The sequence below is a fragment of the Actinomadura macra NBRC 14102 genome (genome assembly GCF_001552215.1).
GTDB lineage: Bacteria > Actinomycetota > Actinomycetes > Streptosporangiales > Streptosporangiaceae > Spirillospora > Spirillospora macra.
This window is the reverse complement of the sequence record NZ_BCQT01000018.1, coordinates 258945-274918: the sequence shown is the minus strand read 5'-3', so window position 1 is coordinate 274918 and position 15974 is coordinate 258945. Positions and strand designations below refer to the sequence as shown.

Below are 15974 nucleotides of genomic sequence, written 5' to 3'. Positions count from 1 at the left end.
TCCGGCGAATTATCGCGGTACATGTTCGTGCCATCACGCTGTGTCATGAATTGGCCGACACCCACCAAGGAGACGCCATGACACGGCCGACAACGTGGACGCCCGCGGACCGGGACATCCGATGCTGACCGCGCTGAGTCCGGATCGGTACGCGGCCCTCACCTCACTGTTCGGTCCGTCGTATCCCAATCTCGCGTTCGTGCACGCCGCCCTTGAAGAGAAGATCCCGGCGAGAGTATGGGCGCAGTACGAGGACGACGGCGCTTCGGCGTGTCTCATCGCCACGCAGTCCCCCTTCTGCTTCGTCGCCGGAGCGATCACGTCCGCTCTGCTGAAAGAGATCTGCGTCCTGCTTCAGGACCGGCCACCCGTCACACTGATCGGTCCCGCAGATCACAAGATGGTCCCGCCAGACGGCTTCCAGAAAGCCGAGCGTGTCCAGTTCAGCCGCGCGGAACTCGACGGGATCAGCCGTGTGCCGGCCGCGGGGTTCGACCTGCTCCGGGTCGACGCACGGCTGTTCGAACAGCTGAACTGGCGGGACATGGTCCTTTCCATCTTCGGATCGGCCGCCAACTACCTCCGGAACGGGTACGGGTTCTGCCTGGTCAGGGACGGACAACTCGTGGCGGAAGGGCACGGGGTCGTGGGAGGAGGGCTGGTCGAATTGGGCGGCTTCACCCACCCGAAGTACCGGCACCGGAATCTGTACACCACCATGAGCGCCGAGGTCATCGCGTACGGCGCGGAACACGGCCTACGTCCGGTGCTCTCATGCCTGGCCGAGAACGAGGCGAGCATCGCCGTGGCGCACCGGATCGGGCTGACCATGGACTTCCGGCACGAAGTCGCGGTGCTGAGCCGATGACCCTGCACGCACCGGTCCCTTCCGTGGTGGCCAACACACACCAGATGATCTCGCCCTACATCCGGCGGACGCCTCTCGTCCGGTCAAAGGGACAAGGCGAGATCTTCCTCAAATGCGAGAACCTTCAGCTCACCGGGTCGTTCAAGGTGCGCGGCGCGTTGAGCGGCCTCCTCAACTACAGGCGTTTCCAACCTGACGTGTGGTCTCACATGAAGTCACAGGGAGTGGTGACCTGCAGCTCGGGGAACTTCGCTCAGGCGCTGGCATACGCGACGACCCGCCTGGCCCTGGACTACACGGTCATCGTCCCCGACCAGATAACGCCCGCGAAGGTGGCCGGCATCATCGGGCACGATCCCGGTGCACACATCGTCCGGGTCCCCTACAGAACGTGGCAGCAGACGATGCTGACCGGGGAGCACCCGGAGTTTCCCGGCTTCTTCCTCTCCTGCGAGACGGACGACTATGTGACGCAGGGAAACGGCACGGTCGGGTTGGAGATCTTTGAAGATCTTCCCACCGTCGACGCCGTCCTGGTTCCGTACGGTGGCGGCAACCTGACCTATAGCCTCGCGACCTACTTCGCCGGTCGAGGCATCAGTGTCTTCGCCGTCGAAGTCACCACCGGCGCCGCGCTCTCCGCCTCCCTGCGAGCGGGAGAACCCGTCGAGATAGAGTACAGCCCCTCCTTTGTGGACGGCATCGGAGCGAGCTTCGTCCTCCCCCAGCAGTTCTACCGGGTCAAGGACGTCATTGCCGGGGTCCTGACCGTGACACCGGAAGAAGTGGCCGAAGCGCTGGGCTCCCTCCTTCTCAAAGACAAGATGCTGGCCGAAGGCGCCGGGGCCGCCGCGCTCGCGGCAGCGCGCAAGTATTCCGACGTCTATCAGTGGAAATATCCGTGTGCCATCGTCAGCGGCGCGACGATCGACCTCCCCAACCTCCTCGGGGTGCTCAACGACGTCCCACCGGAAGGATACGACAATGCTCGCCATTGAACCGGTCAGCCTCGCCCTCGGCGCCCGCGTCACCGGGATCGACCTTTCTCAGGACCTGTCCGCGCAACAGTGGGACACGATCAGGCAAGCATTTCATCAGCACAGCGTGCTCGTCTTCCCCGACCAGAAAATCACCATCGAGGACCAGAAGAGATTCTGTCGCCAATTCGGTGACCTGCTGGTACACCAGCACCTGCTGCCGATGACGGTGGACGGCCACCCCGAGTGCATGCGCCTGCACAACGATGAGAACAACCCGCCCGGCCTCAACACCTGGCACACCGACAATAGCGGCTGGCCCAATCCGCCGCTGGGCACCGTTCTCTACGCGAAGACGACCCCCAGCGTCGGCGGCGACACGCTCTTCTCGAACATGTACCTGGCCTATGAGGCGCTGTCTCCGCCGATGCAGGAGATGCTCGGCCAGCTGACCGCGACCCACGACGCCAAGAAGGCGTTCGGCGCCGACTACCCCGAGCTGGGCGAGCTGCTCAAGAAGAAGTCCATCGAGGTCGATGACCGGTTCGGCAACGGCAAGGCCGTGCAGCATCCGCTCGTCCGGACCCATCCGGTGACAAAGAAGAAGAGCCTCTACGTCTCCGCCCCTTACATCACGCGTATCGACGGCCTGTCGACGACGGAAGGTCAGGCCGTACTCGATTTCCTCTACCGGCACATCGAGACGAACGAATTCATCTACCGGCACCAGTGGCACGCCAACGATCTCCTCATGTGGGACAACCGTTGCCTTCAGCACTACGCCGTCGCCGACTACTTCCCGCACGAAAGATTGATGTACCGGATGAACATCCTGGAGGAAGAGGACGGAAAATGGACGACGTCCTGAGCGGCAACCCCGCCGCCCTGGCCTGTCCCGCGGCGACCTACGAGCGCGCCCGCGGGCAGGGCGTGCACTTCTCCGAGGCGATGAACGCCTACGTGGTCAGCGCCCACCACGACGTGCTCAGCGTCGTCCTGGACGCGCAGACCTTCTCGTCCATCAACGCTTTGGGTGCCCCGGCTCCGGGGCCCGACAGCGAGATGTCCAACTATCTGCCCTACCTACTGACCTCCACCGGCACCGAACACGCCTATCGCCGGTCGATCGTCAACCGGGCCTTCACCTCCCGACGCATCGCCGAACACGAATCGGCCATCGACGCCATCTGCCGCACACTGGTGAACGGACTACGGCATCAGGACGAGGTCGACTTCGTCGAAGGCATCGCGATCCCGTTGCCGATCTCCACCATCCTGCACGTCCTCGGCCTGCCGGAGGAGGACCTCCCCGACCTGCTGCGATGGTCCCAGGCACTCGTTCAGGCCACGGTGGGCGTGGACGAGTTCGACCCCGGGCAGATCCTCCCGCCGGGACGCCCCCTCGCCGAACGGATCACGCAACGCTTCAGCGGTGCCGACCACGGTGTGCTGCCCATCATCAGCCGGTCGGGCATCCCACCCGCCGATGCCGCCCGTTTCGTCATCGACCTCCTCGTGGCCGGGAACTTCACCACCACCGCCTATCTGACCAGCGCCCTGCACATCCTCGCCCGCGACCCCGAGCTCGCCGACCGCCTCCGCGCCGACCCCGCCGGCATCACCGGATTCGTCGAAGAGACCCTCCGCCTGGAGAATCCCTTGCAGGGCCTGTTCCGGGAGGCGACCCGCGACTGCGAGATCGCCGGTGTCCCGATCTCCGCGGGCACACGAGTGCTGGTGCTGTTCGGATCGGCGAACCTGGACCCGGCCCAATGGCCCGATCCCACCACCCTCGACCCGCACCGCACCGACGCCGCCAACCACCTCACCTTCGGGCACGGCCCGCACACCTGCCTGGGCTCAGCGCTCGTACGACTGCAAACCCGGCTACTTCTCCACACCCTGTTGGCCAGTACCGAGCACTTCGAACCTGCATTTCCCGAGATCACTTACCTGCCCAATCCCATCTTCCGCAGCCCGACCGAACTCCATCTCAAAGTGACCTGGGCGACGCCGACGGCAGGGGGCTCCCAGCCCGCCTGATGCGCGGCGGTCAGTCGGGCGTAGCGCTTCCGGATCGGCGCCTCCCGGACCCGAAGGGAGCGGCGCACGGGCCTTCGGGGGTCCTCGACGGGTTGCACGTGTGGACGCACCGGTATCGTCCATACATGCAGATCACCGCGGCCCTCGTCGAGGGTCTGGACGCGCCGTTCACCCTCACGGAACTGGAACTGGACGACCCCGGGCCGGGCGAGGTCCTGGTCGAGCTGACCGCCACCGGCATCTGCCATACCGACGGGCTCGCCCGCCACGGCGATCTGCCCTTCCCGCTGCCCGGCGTGCTCGGCCACGAGGGCGCGGGCACCGTCGCGGCGGTCGGGCCCGGCGTCACCGGTTACGCCGAGGGCGACCCGGTCGTCATCGGGTGGCCGTCCTGCGGGGCGTGCCGCAACTGCCGGGCCGGGGAACCCCGCTACTGCGAGCGGCTCGGTGCCGCGCTGGGCGGCGGCGGGCGCCTCGACGGCGGAACGGCCCTGCACCGTCTGGACGGCACGCCGGTCTCCAGCCACTTCTTCGGCCAGTCCTCGTTCGCGACCCACTCCCTGACCACCGCCGCCGCGCTGGTCCGCGTGCCCTCCGACATGCCGCTGGAGCTGATGGGGCCGCTGGCGTGCGGGATCTCCACCGGCGCCGGGGCGATCTTCAACACCGTCCGGCCCCGGCCCGGGGACCAGCTGGTGGTGTTCGGCACGGGCACCGTCGGGCTTGCCGCGATCATGGCCGCCCGCAACTCCGCCGCCACCCGGATCATCGCGGTCGACCGGCACGAGGCCCGGCTGGAGCTCGCGCGGGAGCTCGGCGCCACCGACACCGTGAACGCGACCGACACGGACGTCGTCGAGGCCGTTCACGATCTGTGCGGCGGCCCCGCCGACTACGCGCTGGAGTGCACCGGCGTGATCAGCGTCGTCCGCCAGGCCGCCGACACCGTCGGCATGCTGGGCACCTGCGTGCTCATCGGCGGCGCGCCCGCCGAGGCCGAGTTCACGCTGGACCATCTGTCCACTCTGTGGGGGAAGCGGATCGTCGGGGTGCTGGGCGGCGGCGGGCGCAGCGAGGAGCTGATCACCTGCATCATGCGGCTCTACGCCCAGGGCCGCTTCCCGTTCGACCGGCTCGTGGAGTACTTCGACTTCGCCGATGTCCAGACCGCCCTGGACCGGTCCTATGCCGGCCAGGTCATCAAGCCCATCCTCCGCATGCCGAAACCCTCGGCCGCCGTCTAGCCACGCGTCACCCGGCCTCGGGCGTGGACGCTTCGCGGTCCGAGCGAGGCCACACGTAGGGCAGGTCGGCCGGCACGCCCGGGAAGATCGGGCCGTAGAAGGCGGGATCCTTGCGGATCAGGGCGGAACGGTGGCTGAGGTGCAACGCCGGATCGCCCAGCCACGGCGGCAGTTCCGCGGCGTCGGCCAGCCGTTCCTGGACGCGCGGCCGCTCGATGCCCACCACGGTGGACAGCTCGGACGTCAGCGTCGCGGCGCACGTGTCGCGATGCCCGAGGTCGCACCACCGGCCGCAGATCTCTAGGCCGTAGCGGACCAGGGCCTCCTCGTACCCGATCCACATCCGTACGGCCGGATGGTGCCGCCAGCCGTAGCCCGGCACCGTCAGCCCGCGCAGTACCTGGATCGTCTCGACACGCTGCTTTCCGAGCCTTCGCCGGTCCAGGACGCGGGCGGTGGCGGCGAAGTCCGGATGCGGAAGAAAGGTCTGCACCACGCCCCCCTGTTCACCCCGTACTGCCCGCGTCCGTCCTCCCCCGCAGACGCCTCCTCCCCGTCGCTACCCACTGAGCGCGGTTGCGATCATCCGCTCGGAGCGGCGAGAACGGTGCGCGGGATGCGGTCGAGGATGGGGAGGGGGACCAGGCCGTAGGCGTAGTAGTCGACGGTGGTGGCGCCGCGGGCGCGGGCGGCGGTGGCCTTGGCCGCGAGGTGGTCGGCCGAGGTGGTGTCGGGGAGGCCCGGGCGAAGGACGGCGCGAAGGGGGATCTCCGGGCCCAGCGCGGTGCGGTAGGCGGTGACGTCCTCGATGACGCGGGCGGTCTCGCGGGCGTAGCAGAGGATCGCGTACGACGGGACGACCGCGGCCAGGGTCGTCGGGTCGACGCCGATCCGCCAGCCCTCCTCGGCGGCCGGGGCGCCCGTGGCGCGGCCGTCTGTGTAGCCCTTCATGGCGCCGGTCAGGTCCAGGAACGTCAGGCGCGAGCCTTCGGCGGCGACGGCGTCGGCGACCCGCGCGGCGAGGGATGTGACGACGGGTTCGCGGGCGCGGGCGTAGTCGGTCAGGACATCAGGGAGACGCTCGGGGGGCGGACCGCCCTCCAGGACGGGTGCCGTGAGGCGGAGCGCGGCGGCGCGAGCTGCCTCGGCGTGCGGGACGCGGGTGCGGCAGTGGTCGCAGAAGCACAGGCCGAGCGCGAACTCGGCGGCGGGTCCGAGGTCCACGAAGGAGCGTTCGTGGTGGTAGCCGTGCCCGAACGTACCGAAATGGAGGGATTCCGCGACGACGGAGTCCACGCCCTGGCGCGCGATGGCGCGGGCCAGGGCGACGGCGTAGGCACGGACGTCGGGGTGTGACGGGCACAGGTCGGCGGGGGCCGCACGGTCACCGAAGCAGTTCTCCTGGGTGACGTCCGGGAACGCCAGGCCGAGCGTGGTGTTGTGCAGAAAGACCCCCCAGCCGTGCAGGGCGGCTCCCATCTGGCGGGTCTGCTCCCGGAGAACGCGCACGGGTTCGCGTGCCGCACCCTTCTGGACGGGCGGGACGAGGCGGAGTCCGTCGAACGGGCCGTCCAGCGGGAAGTGGACGCCGTCGTGGCGCAGGGTGACGCGTGTCCGGCCATGGGGGGTGACGTCGCGGGCGCGATGGTAGGCGGCGCCGATGGTGATCGAGGAGACGCCGTGGGAGAGGACCCGTGCGGCGTCCGCGCCGTCCAGGTCCTCCATCAGGACATAGAGGGAGGAGTCCTTCGGGTCGCGCTCGTGCATATCGGTCTCCCTAACGGGTCACGGTGTCTTCCGCGGTGTCGAGCAGGTCCAGGTCGGCGCGGCTGGGCAGGCCCTCCCAGTCGCCGCTGACGGTCACCGCGTAGGCGCCGGCGGCCGTGGCGGTGGCCAGCCGGGCGGCGACGGGCCGGCCCCGGACGAACTCGGCGAGGTAGCCGGCGGCGAAGGCGTCCCCGGCGCCGACCGGGTCGACGACCGGCACCCGGTGGGCGGGCCAGGCGTAGGGGAGGCCGTCGCACCGCGCGACCACCCCGGCCGCTCCCCGCTTGACGAGGACGTCGCGCGGGCCGAGGGCCGCCAGGGCGGCGGCGAGTTCGGCGGGGTCGTCTCCGGGGACGACCAGGCGCGCCTCCTGCTCGGTGGCGAAGACCAGGTCGGCGCGGGCGACGAGGTCGCGCAGGCACGCGCCGGCCTCGTCCTGGGTCCACAGCGCCTGCCGGTAGTTGAGGTCGAGGGAGACCGGGACCCCGGCGCCGCGGGCCGTGTCGACGGCCTCGCCGAGGGCCCTGCGGGCGGTGCCGCTGATGGCGGCGGTGATGCCGGTGACGTGCAGGACGCGGGCGGAGCGGACGAGGTCGTGGGGGACGTCGGCGGGGCCCAGCCGGGAGCCCGCGCTGCCCGCCCGGTAGTAGCGGACGCGGGTGAGCGTGCCGGAACGGCGTTCCTTGAACAGCAGCGCGGTCGGGGCGGTGTCGTCCACGACGGCGTGGTCGGTGCGGACGCCCTCCCCCGCGAGCACGGTGGTGATCAGCCGGCCGAACTCGTCGTCGCCGACGCGGCCGAACCAGGCGGCGGTGCCACCGAGCCGGCGCACGCCGATCGCGGTGTTCGACTCGGCGCCGCCGACACCGAGGTCGAGAGCGCGGGCGTGCCGCATCGGCCCGACGACGGGGTTCTCCAGCCGTGCCATGGTCTCGCCGAAGGTGACGAGGTCGATGCCCGCTCCGGTCATCGGGCGGCCGCCACGGCGGCGAGGAGCCGTCCCGCCCGGTCCGCGAGCGCGGCCGGCGGGCCGCCGTCCAGGGCGTCCCCGATGAGGGAGCCGCCGGAACCGACCGCGATGGCGCCGGCCGCGATGTAGTCCGCGGCGGTGTCGGGGCCGATCCCGCCCGTGGGCAGGAGCGGGATGTCGCGGAACGGCTCGGCGAGAGCGCGCAGGTAGCGGGGGCCGAGCGTGCCGGCGGGGAAGACCTTGACGGCGGACGCGCCGAGATCCCACGCGCGGGCGACCTCGCCGGGGGTGAGGGCGCCCGGGTAGTAGGCGACGCCGAGGTCGCGGGCCGCCGCGGCCACCTCCGCGCTGGTGTCGGGGGCGACGAGGAAGGTCGCGCCCGCGGCGACGGCGGCGGACGCCTCGGCGGCGGTCCGGACCGTCCCGGCACCGAGTTCGACCTCCGGGGGCAGCCGGTGCCGCGCCGCCCGCAGCCCGTCCAGGGCGCCCGGGGTGTTGAGCGTGATCTCCAGGCAGCGGACGCCGGCGGAGGCGAGGGTGTCCAGGACGTCGGCGAGGCGGTCGGCGCGGGTGCCGCGCACGACCGCGACGACTCCGGTCGCCGTCAGCGCGGCTCCCGGCGCCAGGCGGGGGATCATGGTCGTCCTCTCAGAAGTAGGTGCGGATCAGGTCGGTCACCGTGTGGTCGTCGTCGACGACGGGGATGACCTGCCATTTGTCGAAGGCCGTGCAGGGGTGGGAGATCCCCAGGCAGAGCAGGTCGCCGGGGCGCGGGCGGGGCGCGCCGGGGTCGACGGCGAGGTAGGCGTGGTGGTCGTTGGTGCCGGTGACGCGCAGGCCGTCCGCCGGGAGGAGGGTGCCGTCCGGACGCCGGAGCCGCAGCGGGACGGGCAGGCCGGCGTCGTAGGGCGCCTCCCGCTTGCCCACGCCCAGGATCGCGAGGCCGGGTTCGGGAACGGAGGTGACCTGCGCCCAGATCTCCAGCGCGGCGTCCAGCGAGCCGGGGATGCGGGTGAACGGCGTCCTGGCGGTGTAGATGCCGTCGTCGTGGGAGACGTAGGCGCCGCTGCGCAGGATCACGGTCAGCTCGTGGCCGGGCAGCCAGGCGCCCGCCAGCCGGTCGGCGACCAGGTCGAAGTAGGCGCTGCCGCCCGCGGTGACGATGACCTCGCGGGGCAGCAGGCCGTCCGCGGCGAGCGCGAGCGCGGCGTCGCGGAGCGCGGCGAGGTAGCCGCCCGCGGACGCGGCGTCCGGTAGCCCGCCCTCGTAGCCGGCGACGCCGGCGAGCTCGGTCCCCGGGGCGGCGGCCACGGCGCGGGCGACCGCGATCAGCTCGGCGACCGTGCGGCAGCCGGTGCGGCCGCCGGGGTGGCCGAACTCGACGAGCACCCGGAACGGGCGCCGCCCGGCCGCCGCGGAGATCGCGGCCACGCCCTCGACCGAGTCGGCGTACAGCAGGAACTCCATGCCGTCGTCGATCTCGCCGCCGAGCCAGCGCAGCGCGGTCGGGTCGAGCAGCTCGTTGGCCAGCAGGACGCGGGGGACACCGAACGTCCGGTAGGCGAGCACCTGGTTGGCGGTCGCCGCCGTGATGCCCCACGCGCCCGCGTCCAGCTGAGCCTGGAAGAGCGTGGGCGCCATGGACGTCTTGCCGTGCGGCGCGAACGCCAGCCCGCGGTCGGCGCAGAACGCGGCGAGGGCGGTGATGTTGTGCTCCAGCGCCGACCGCCGCGCCACCATGACCGGCCAGGTGAACGGGCCGCCGAACAGCGGGTGGCGGGCGGCGGCGAACGCGGCGAAGGGGACGGGCGGGCCGGGCACCCAGAGTCCCTTCGTCCGCCAGTCGACGTACTCGCCGGGAATGGTCAGGCTCACGGATGGTTTCCTTCGTGCTGGTCGGGACGGCGGCGGGTGCGCGACGAGCCGAGGACACGGGAGATCTCCAGCCCGGTCCGCTCCACCATCGGCCCCACCTCGCGGACCCGGGCCGGCGTCATCCGCGACGTCAGCCCGGACACGCTGAGCGCGCCCACGGCCCGGTCGGTGTGGTCGAAGATCGGCGCGGCGACGCAGCGGACCTCGGGTTCGTTCTCCCGGTCGTCGACGGCGTAACCGACGTGCCGGACCCGCTCCAGTTCGGCGGCCAGCCGGGCCGGGTCGGTGATGCTCCGCTCGGTGCGCGGCTCCAGGCCCGCCGCGACCACGGCCTCGAAGTCGTCGTCACCGAGCCAGGCGAGGATCGCCTTGCCGACCGCCGTCCGGTAGGCGGGCATCCGCATGCCGACGCGGGACGCCATCCGGACGTTGTGGTCGTTCTCCACCTTGTCGATGTAGACGACCTCGGGGGCGTCGTAGACGACAAGGTGACAGGTCTCCCCCACGACGTGCTGGAGGCGGCGCAGCGGGTCGGCGGCGACCGCACGGATGTCCAGCGAGGACAGGTACGCCTGCCCGAGCCGCAGCGCGCCGTGGCCGAGCCGGAACCAGCCCGTCTCGCGGTCGCGGGTGAGCAGGTCCTCGTCGAGGAGCGGGGCGGCGAGCCGCAGCACGGTGCTCTTGCTGATGCCGAGGTCCTCGGAGATCCGGGTCAGCGAGACGCCGCGCGCGTCCGCGGAGTCGCGGACGTGGTCGAGCACCGCGAGCGCCCGGCGCAGCGACGACGACTGGTTACGGGCGGGTGCCGCGCGCCGCGCGCCGGTCCCCTCGCCGCGGCCCGCTCCGGCGGCGGTGTCCTGGGCGCTCATGTGATGCTCCCCGGGAGCAGGCCGCGGGCGAGGACGTCCCTCGCGGCCAGCAGGTGGCGCGTGCCGCGGGCCAGGGAGACCTCGTGGTGGCCGGGCAGCAGCGCGTCGATCTCCAGTTCGGCGAGCCGTGCCAGGCTGGCGGCGTAGTCGGGGACCCGCGAGTCGTGCAGGTTCTGCAGCGAGATCCGCCCGCCGGTGAAGACGCAGTCGCCGGAGAACAGCGCCCGCCCGCCGGGGGCGTCGAGAAAGAAGCAGAGGTGGCCGTCGGCGTGCCCGGGGGTGGCGACGGCCCGGAGCGCGACGCCGCCGCCGAGATCGACCAGGGCGCCGTCCGCGATGGGACGTACCGCCGGGCACGGCCGGAAGGTGTAGCCCGGTGGGTACACGCCGGCCGCCTTGCCCCGGTCGACGCTGAGCCCCTCCTCCGCGCCGGACGCGATCCACTCGTCCGCGGGGGCTCCGGCGCGGACGTCCAGGCCCGGCACCAGCCGCGCCAGTTCGGCCGCGCCGCCGGCGTGGTCGGCGTGCCCGTGGGTGAGCAGCAGGTGCCGGTCCCCGGCGGGGCCGGCGGCCGCGAGCAGCCGGCGGGCGAGCGGCCCGGCGGAGGCACCCGCGCCGGCGTCGATCAGCGCCGCGCCCCGCGTGCCGCGCACGAGGTAGACGTGGCAGTCCAGCGGATCGGTGAGGTCGAAGCCCGCCGCGCCGCTGCCGACGAGGGCGATGTGCCGGGTCAGCCGCATGTGCCCTCCCCACCGGGGCGCAGCGACCGGACGGTCGCGGCGACGACGCGCGCCGCCGCCGTGACCTCGGCCAGCTCCACCGACTCGCCGGCCGAGTGCGCGTCCGCGATCGAGCCGGGCCCGAACACGACCGAGGGGATGCCCGCGACCGCCAGCTTGCTGGCATCGGTCCCGAAGGGCATCCCGCGGGCGGTCCCGTCGCGTCCGGCCGCCGCCAGCGCCCCCCGCAGCGCGGCGGGCACCGCGCTCGCGGCAGGGGTGTCCAGGGCGTGGTCGACGGTGAACGGCTCGTCCACCTCGATCCGGCCCGGGATCAGCGCCGTCAGCTCGTCCCGCTCCCGCCGCCACACCTCGCGCGGGTCCTCTCCCGGCAGGGTGCGCCGGTCGACGTCGATCTCGCAGCGCCCCGGCACGGTGTTCGGTCCCTCGCCGCCGCGGATCCGGGTGACGCACCGGGTGGCGGCGCCCAGCAGCGGATGCGCCGGAGGGCCCGGAGCAGTGGCGCCGATGTGGTCGATCACCCGGGTCATGAGGGACACTGCGTTGACGGCCTCGTCCGGGCGGGAGCTGTGGCCGGCCGTCCCGAGCACGCGGACGGTGTAGCGGACGCAGCCCTTGTGCGCGGTCGCCGGGACGAGCCCGGTCGGCTCCCCGACGATCGCGCCGGCGACCAGGGTGCTCGCGAGGTCGTCGATGAGGCCGAGGACACCGCGATAGGCGTGTTCCTCGTCCACCACCCCCGCGAGGACGACGCCCGCGGCGGGCGGTGGCCCGGCCGCGAGTTCGGCGACCGCCAGCATGAACGCCGCGAGCGGCCCCTTGGCGTCGCATGCACCGCGCCCGTAGAGCCGACCGTCCCGGATCGTCCCGGCGAACGGGTCGATCGTCATACCGTCGGTCTCGACGGTGTCCAGATGCGATTCCAGCAGCACCATCCGCGGGTCGCGGCCCGGTACGGTCGCGACGATGTTGGGCCGTCCCGGCAGGACCTCCCGCAGTTCGGCACGGATCCCGCGGGCGGCGAGCCAGTCCCGGACGTACCGGGCGACCGCCGCCTCGCCGAGCCCCGGCGCCGCGCCCGCGCCGACCGGCCCGCCGCGCGGGTTGACGCTGGCGATGCCGACCAGGTCCGCCAGCAGGTCCCCGGCCTTCCCCCACGCCGCCATCAGGACCGCCGTTCCCTGGCGTAGGCCAGCAGCAGCCCGATGATGAGCAGGCCTAGCACGATCTGCCGGACGCCCTCGGACATGTTCCAGGCGGCCAGCAGCGCCGTAAGCAAGGTCAGCAGCAGCGCGCCGGCGACGGTGCCGAGCACGTGCCCGCGCCCGCCGAGGATCGAGGTGCCGCCGAGCACGACCGCCGCGATCGACAGCAGCTGGTACGGGTTGCCCATGGTGAGCGAGCTGGTGGAGGTGAAGCCGAGCAGGACGAGCCCGGACACCCCGGCCAGCAGCGAGCACGCGCCGTAGGCGATGAACGCGGTCCGGGCGAGCGGCACACCGGACGCGCGGGAGGCCCGCTCCCCGTTGCCGAGCGCGAACATGTAGCGTCCGGCCCGCGAGGCGTGCAGCAGCCAGGCCGCGACCGCGGTGATGCCCATCCACAGGACGAAGGCGAGCGGCACGCCGGCGACGCGGTCGTTGGCCAGCGACGCGAGCAGCGGCACCTTCGCCGACTTCGGTGACCCGTCGGTGTAGACGAGCAGCGCACCGGCGACGATCGTGCTGGTGGCGAGCGTCATCACCATCGGCGGGACCCGCAGCCAGGTCACCCCGGCGGCGTTGGCGAGCCCGACGAGGACGCTCGCCGCGAGGGCCACGGCGATGCCGGCGGCTCCGCCCGACCCGGCGGCGACCTGGGCGCAGACCACCGCCGAGAGGGCGACGACGCCCGACACCGACAGGTCGATGCCGCTCATCATGATCACGAACGTCTGCCCGATGGCGACGATGCCGAGGAACGCGGCGGTCTGCACCAGGTAGCGGACGCTGGAGGTGCTGTCGAATCCCTTGGCGAACAGGATCGCGGCGATCCAGGTGACGATCAGCACCCCGAACGCCAGGACGGCGCGGTTGTCGCGGAGCGACCTCGGCAGGCCCGCCCCGGCTCGGGGCGCCGCGGTGCGCGGTGGCGCGGTCATCAGTCCGTCCTCTCCCGGGTCGCCAGCGTCTTGACGGTGATCGCCACGATGAGCACCGCCCCTTGCATGATCAGCTGGTAGAACGGCGACAGGCCCGTGAACAGCAGCAGGTTGGTCAGCAGCCCGATCAGCAGCGCGCCCAGCACGGTGGCCCGCATCTGCCCGACGCCGCCGAAGAAGCTGACCCCCGCGAGCACCGACGCCGCGATGGAGTTCAGCGTGTAGGGGGCCCCGATCGTGGCGTCGCCCGACCCGGTCTGGATGGCGAGGCCGATCCCCGCCAGGCCGATGAAGACGCCCGCGAGCCCGTAGGCAGCGATCTTCACACCGCGGGTGGCGATGCCGCTGGCGTAGGCGCCGTGCTCGTTGCCTCCCACGGCGTACAGCGACAGCCCGAATCGCGTCGTCCGCACCGCCTTCCACAACGCCAGCACCAGCGCGACCACCACGAACGGCAGCGCGATTCCGTTCCAGCCGTTGTTGTAGGCGTTCACAAGACCGGCCGGCACGCTGCCTCCTGGCTGGGGCAGCACCACCAGGGTGACGCCGCCCCACAGGAAGGACGCCGCCAGCGTCACGATGATCGGCGGCAGGCCGGCGTAGGCGACGAGGACGCCGTTGGCCGTCCCGGCCGCCACCGCGCAGGCCAGGGCCAGCACCGCGGCGACCACGACGCCGTCCTGCGCGCGGACGGCGAACACCGCCATCGCGAGCGCCAGCACCGAGCCGAGCGACAGGTCGATCCCGCCGGCCAGCATGACCGTGCTCTGCGCCATCGCGGCCAGGATCAGCGGCAGGAACTGCGCCGACAGGATGGTGATGGAGGCCGGCGTGAACACCGCGGAGTCGTAGTGCCGGTAGACCGCCAGCAGGACGATCATCAGCGCGCCGAGGCCCGCCACGTCGAGGTTGCCGCGCAGCGTCCCGGCGATCCGGTCAGGCATGCGCCACCGTCCCGGTGACGGAGGCGCGGACCAGCCGCTCCTCGGTGAGACCGCCGCCGGCCAGCCGGTCCACGACGGCGCCTTCGTACATCACGGCGACCTCGTCGCACAGGCCGACCAGTTCCATGGTGTCTCCTGAGGTGACCAGCACCGCCACGCCGCTGTCCGCCAGCCGGCGGAGCAGGTGGTAGATCTCGCGTTTGGTGCCGACGTCGATGCCCCGGGTCGGCTCGGCCAGCAGCAGGATCCGCGGCTCGGACGGCAGCCAGCGGGCCAGCGCGACCTTCTGCTGGTTGCCGCCCGACAGCCGCCGGGCCTCCTGCCCCGGCCCCGCCACCTTGATCCGCATCCGCTCGATGAGGTCGGCGACCAGCCGCGCCTCGGCGCCGCGGTCGACGGTGCAGAGCCGCTTCCCGGGCGTCACGACGTCGAGGTTGGTGAGGGCGAGGTTGGCCCGCACGGTCTGCGCCACGTGCAGCCCCTCGACCTTGCGGTCCTCGGGGACGTAGGCGATGCGCGCGCGGATCGCCTCGCGCGGGGAGGCCAGCCGCGCGGGACGTCCGTCCAGCTCGACCCGCCCGGTGTGCCGGACGAGCCCGAACAGGGCGCGCAGCACCGCGCGCTGGCCCTGCCCCTGGAGCCCGCCGAGGCCGATGATCCGGCCGGGGACCAGGTCGAGGTCGATGCCGGCGCACGCGCCGGAGACGGTCAGCCCCCTGGCGCGCAGCACCGGTTCCGTCGCGCCGGCGGCCGTCCCGTTCCGCGCTGCCGTCGCGTCTTGTCCGGTGGTGCCCACCTTGGCCGGGAACAGGTCGGTGAGCTCCCGCCCGATCATGAGGTGGACGATGTCGTCATGGCCGGTCTCCCGCCGGTCGCGGGTGGCCATGACCTCCCCGTCCTTGAGGACGGTCAGCCGGTCGGAGACGGCGAACAGCTCGCCCATCCGGTGGCTGACGATGATCACGGACGAGCCGGCCTCGCGCAGCTCGTCCACGACCCGGAACACGCCCTTGACCTGGTCGTCGTCCAGCGCGGAGGTGGCCTCGTCCAGGATCAGCAGCCGCGGCTGCGAGACGAGCGCCTTGGCGAGCTCGACCAGCTGCTGCTGGCCGAGGGGCAGGCGGCCGGCCCGGGTCAGCGGGTCGATGCCGAGACCGACACGGTCCAGCAGCGGCCGGGCCCGCCGGGCGAGGTCGCGGCGCAGGACCAGCCCGCGGCGGGCCGGCCACTGCCCGAGGAACACGTTCTCGGCGACGCTCTGGTGGGGGTTGAGGCTGAGCTCCTGGTGCACCGAGCCGATTCCGGCGGCACGGGCCCGGTGCGGGGACCAGGCCCGGACGGGCTCGCCGTCGTAGACCAGGCGGCCGGAGTCGGGCGCCAGCATTCCGGTGATGAGCGAGAGCACGGTGCTCTTGCCGGCGCCGTTCTCGCCCACGAGGGCGAGCACCTCGCCCGCGCGGACGTCGAAGCTCACCCGGTGCAGCACCGGGTTGCCCGCGAAGGACTTGGAGACCTGCTCGACGGCCAGGAGGGTCAT

At 72.2% G+C, this 15974-nt stretch carries 16 protein-coding genes; 5 read left to right on the top strand and 11 right to left on the bottom strand.

Annotation, left to right across the window (positions count from 1 at the left end):
- Nucleotides 1–121: 121 nt before the first annotated feature.
- From AMA02S_RS28940 to AMA02S_RS28920, 5 genes are all read left to right on the top strand, one after another.
- The gene (locus tag AMA02S_RS28940; protein ID WP_157430885.1) at nt 122–868 is read left to right on the top strand and encodes a GNAT family N-acetyltransferase; all 747 of its coding nucleotides are present in this window, start codon (nt 122–124) and stop codon (nt 866–868) included.
- On the top strand, nt 865–1866 hold the full coding sequence (locus tag AMA02S_RS28935; protein ID WP_067464128.1) for a pyridoxal-phosphate dependent enzyme: 1002 nt from the start codon (nt 865–867) through the stop codon (nt 1864–1866). The genes AMA02S_RS28940 and AMA02S_RS28935 overlap by 4 nt, the downstream gene beginning before the upstream one ends.
- Entirely contained in the window at nt 1853–2713 is an 861-nt protein-coding gene (locus tag AMA02S_RS28930) for a TauD/TfdA dioxygenase family protein (RefSeq protein WP_067464125.1), read from the top strand. Before AMA02S_RS28935 ends, AMA02S_RS28930 begins: the two co-directional genes overlap by 14 nt.
- Nucleotides 2698–3888, top strand: a complete 1191-nt coding sequence (locus AMA02S_RS28925) for a cytochrome P450 (RefSeq protein WP_067464122.1) — start codon at nt 2698–2700, stop codon at nt 3886–3888. Before AMA02S_RS28930 ends, AMA02S_RS28925 begins: the two co-directional genes overlap by 16 nt.
- A 125-nt stretch (nt 3889–4013) precedes the next feature.
- Nucleotides 4014–5132 (top strand): NAD(P)-dependent alcohol dehydrogenase, encoded by a 1119-nt coding sequence (locus AMA02S_RS28920; RefSeq protein WP_067464119.1) that lies wholly within the window; start codon nt 4014–4016, stop codon nt 5130–5132.
- A gap of 7 nt (nt 5133–5139) precedes the next feature.
- Here the strand turns inward: AMA02S_RS28920 and AMA02S_RS28915 are convergent, their stop codons facing one another.
- From AMA02S_RS28915 to AMA02S_RS28865, 11 genes are all read right to left on the bottom strand, one after another.
- Nucleotides 5140–5625 carry an MSMEG_6728 family protein gene (locus AMA02S_RS28915; RefSeq protein ID WP_067464584.1) on the bottom strand — a complete coding sequence of 162 codons (486 nt, stop codon included), beginning with the start codon at nt 5623–5625 and terminating at the stop codon, nt 5140–5142.
- 89 nt (nt 5626–5714) lie between these two features.
- Nucleotides 5715–6899: a hypothetical protein gene (locus AMA02S_RS28910; RefSeq protein ID WP_067464116.1), complete on the bottom strand. Its 1185-nt coding sequence runs from the start codon at nt 6897–6899 to the stop codon at nt 5715–5717.
- Between the two features lie 10 nt (nt 6900–6909).
- Nucleotides 6910–7869 carry a sugar kinase gene (locus AMA02S_RS28905; protein ID WP_084265704.1) on the bottom strand — a complete coding sequence of 320 codons (960 nt, stop codon included), beginning with the start codon at nt 7867–7869 and terminating at the stop codon, nt 6910–6912.
- Nucleotides 7866–8507 carry a bifunctional 4-hydroxy-2-oxoglutarate aldolase/2-dehydro-3-deoxy-phosphogluconate aldolase gene (locus AMA02S_RS28900; protein ID WP_067464113.1) on the bottom strand — a complete coding sequence of 214 codons (642 nt, stop codon included), beginning with the start codon at nt 8505–8507 and terminating at the stop codon, nt 7866–7868. Before AMA02S_RS28900 ends, AMA02S_RS28905 begins: the two co-directional genes overlap by 4 nt.
- Before the next feature lie 10 nt (nt 8508–8517).
- Entirely contained in the window at nt 8518–9744 is a 1227-nt protein-coding gene (locus AMA02S_RS28895) for a type III PLP-dependent enzyme domain-containing protein (RefSeq protein ID WP_067464110.1), read from the bottom strand.
- The gene (locus AMA02S_RS28890) at nt 9741–10613 is read right to left on the bottom strand and encodes an IclR family transcriptional regulator (protein ID WP_084265703.1); all 873 of its coding nucleotides are present in this window, start codon (nt 10611–10613) and stop codon (nt 9741–9743) included. Before AMA02S_RS28890 ends, AMA02S_RS28895 begins: the two co-directional genes overlap by 4 nt.
- Nucleotides 10610–11353, bottom strand: coding sequence for an MBL fold metallo-hydrolase (locus tag AMA02S_RS28885; RefSeq protein WP_067464107.1), 744 nt, complete (start codon nt 11351–11353; stop codon nt 10610–10612). The genes AMA02S_RS28890 and AMA02S_RS28885 overlap by 4 nt, the downstream gene beginning before the upstream one ends.
- Nucleotides 11344–12519, bottom strand: a complete 1176-nt coding sequence (locus tag AMA02S_RS28880) for a M20 family metallopeptidase (protein ID WP_067464103.1) — start codon at nt 12517–12519, stop codon at nt 11344–11346. The genes AMA02S_RS28885 and AMA02S_RS28880 overlap by 10 nt, the downstream gene beginning before the upstream one ends.
- A complete protein-coding gene (locus tag AMA02S_RS28875) occupies nt 12519–13493 on the bottom strand; it encodes an ABC transporter permease (protein WP_067464100.1) in 975 nt (324 codons plus the stop codon). Before AMA02S_RS28875 ends, AMA02S_RS28880 begins: the two co-directional genes overlap by 1 nt.
- Nucleotides 13493–14437: an ABC transporter permease gene (locus tag AMA02S_RS28870; protein ID WP_067464097.1), complete on the bottom strand. Its 945-nt coding sequence runs from the start codon at nt 14435–14437 to the stop codon at nt 13493–13495. Before AMA02S_RS28870 ends, AMA02S_RS28875 begins: the two co-directional genes overlap by 1 nt.
- Nucleotides 14430–15974, bottom strand: coding sequence for a sugar ABC transporter ATP-binding protein (locus AMA02S_RS28865; protein WP_067464094.1), 1545 nt, complete (start codon nt 15972–15974; stop codon nt 14430–14432). Before AMA02S_RS28865 ends, AMA02S_RS28870 begins: the two co-directional genes overlap by 8 nt.

Excerpts from the sequence above, each read along its gene's own strand:
- AMA02S_RS28910 (WP_067464116.1), bottom strand. The coding sequence starts at position 6,899 with ATGCACGAGCGCGACCCGAAGGACTCCTCCCTCTATGTCCTGATGGAG.
- AMA02S_RS28935 (WP_067464128.1), top strand. The coding sequence starts at position 865 with ATGACCCTGCACGCACCGGTCCCTTCCGTGGTGGCCAACACACACCAG.
- AMA02S_RS28900 (WP_067464113.1), bottom strand. The coding sequence starts at position 8,507 with ATGATCCCCCGCCTGGCGCCGGGAGCCGCGCTGACGGCGACCGGAGTC.
- AMA02S_RS28920 (WP_067464119.1), top strand. The coding sequence starts at position 4,014 with ATGCAGATCACCGCGGCCCTCGTCGAGGGTCTGGACGCGCCGTTCACC.
- AMA02S_RS28865 (WP_067464094.1), bottom strand. The coding sequence starts at position 15,974 with ATGACCCTCCTGGCCGTCGAGCAGGTCTCCAAGTCCTTCGCGGGCAAC.
- AMA02S_RS28885 (WP_067464107.1), bottom strand. The coding sequence starts at position 11,353 with ATGCGGCTGACCCGGCACATCGCCCTCGTCGGCAGCGGCGCGGCGGGC.
- AMA02S_RS28870 (WP_067464097.1), bottom strand. The coding sequence starts at position 14,437 with ATGCCTGACCGGATCGCCGGGACGCTGCGCGGCAACCTCGACGTGGCG.
- AMA02S_RS28890 (WP_084265703.1), bottom strand. The coding sequence starts at position 10,613 with ATGAGCGCCCAGGACACCGCCGCCGGAGCGGGCCGCGGCGAGGGGACC.
- AMA02S_RS28905 (WP_084265704.1), bottom strand. The coding sequence starts at position 7,869 with ATGACCGGAGCGGGCATCGACCTCGTCACCTTCGGCGAGACCATGGCA.
- AMA02S_RS28925 (WP_067464122.1), top strand. The coding sequence starts at position 2,698 with ATGGACGACGTCCTGAGCGGCAACCCCGCCGCCCTGGCCTGTCCCGCG.
- AMA02S_RS28880 (WP_067464103.1), bottom strand. The coding sequence starts at position 12,519 with ATGGCGGCGTGGGGGAAGGCCGGGGACCTGCTGGCGGACCTGGTCGGC.
- AMA02S_RS28930 (WP_067464125.1), top strand. The coding sequence starts at position 1,853 with ATGCTCGCCATTGAACCGGTCAGCCTCGCCCTCGGCGCCCGCGTCACC.
- AMA02S_RS28875 (WP_067464100.1), bottom strand. The coding sequence starts at position 13,493 with ATGACCGCGCCACCGCGCACCGCGGCGCCCCGAGCCGGGGCGGGCCTG.
- AMA02S_RS28940 (WP_157430885.1), top strand. The coding sequence starts at position 122 with ATGCTGACCGCGCTGAGTCCGGATCGGTACGCGGCCCTCACCTCACTG.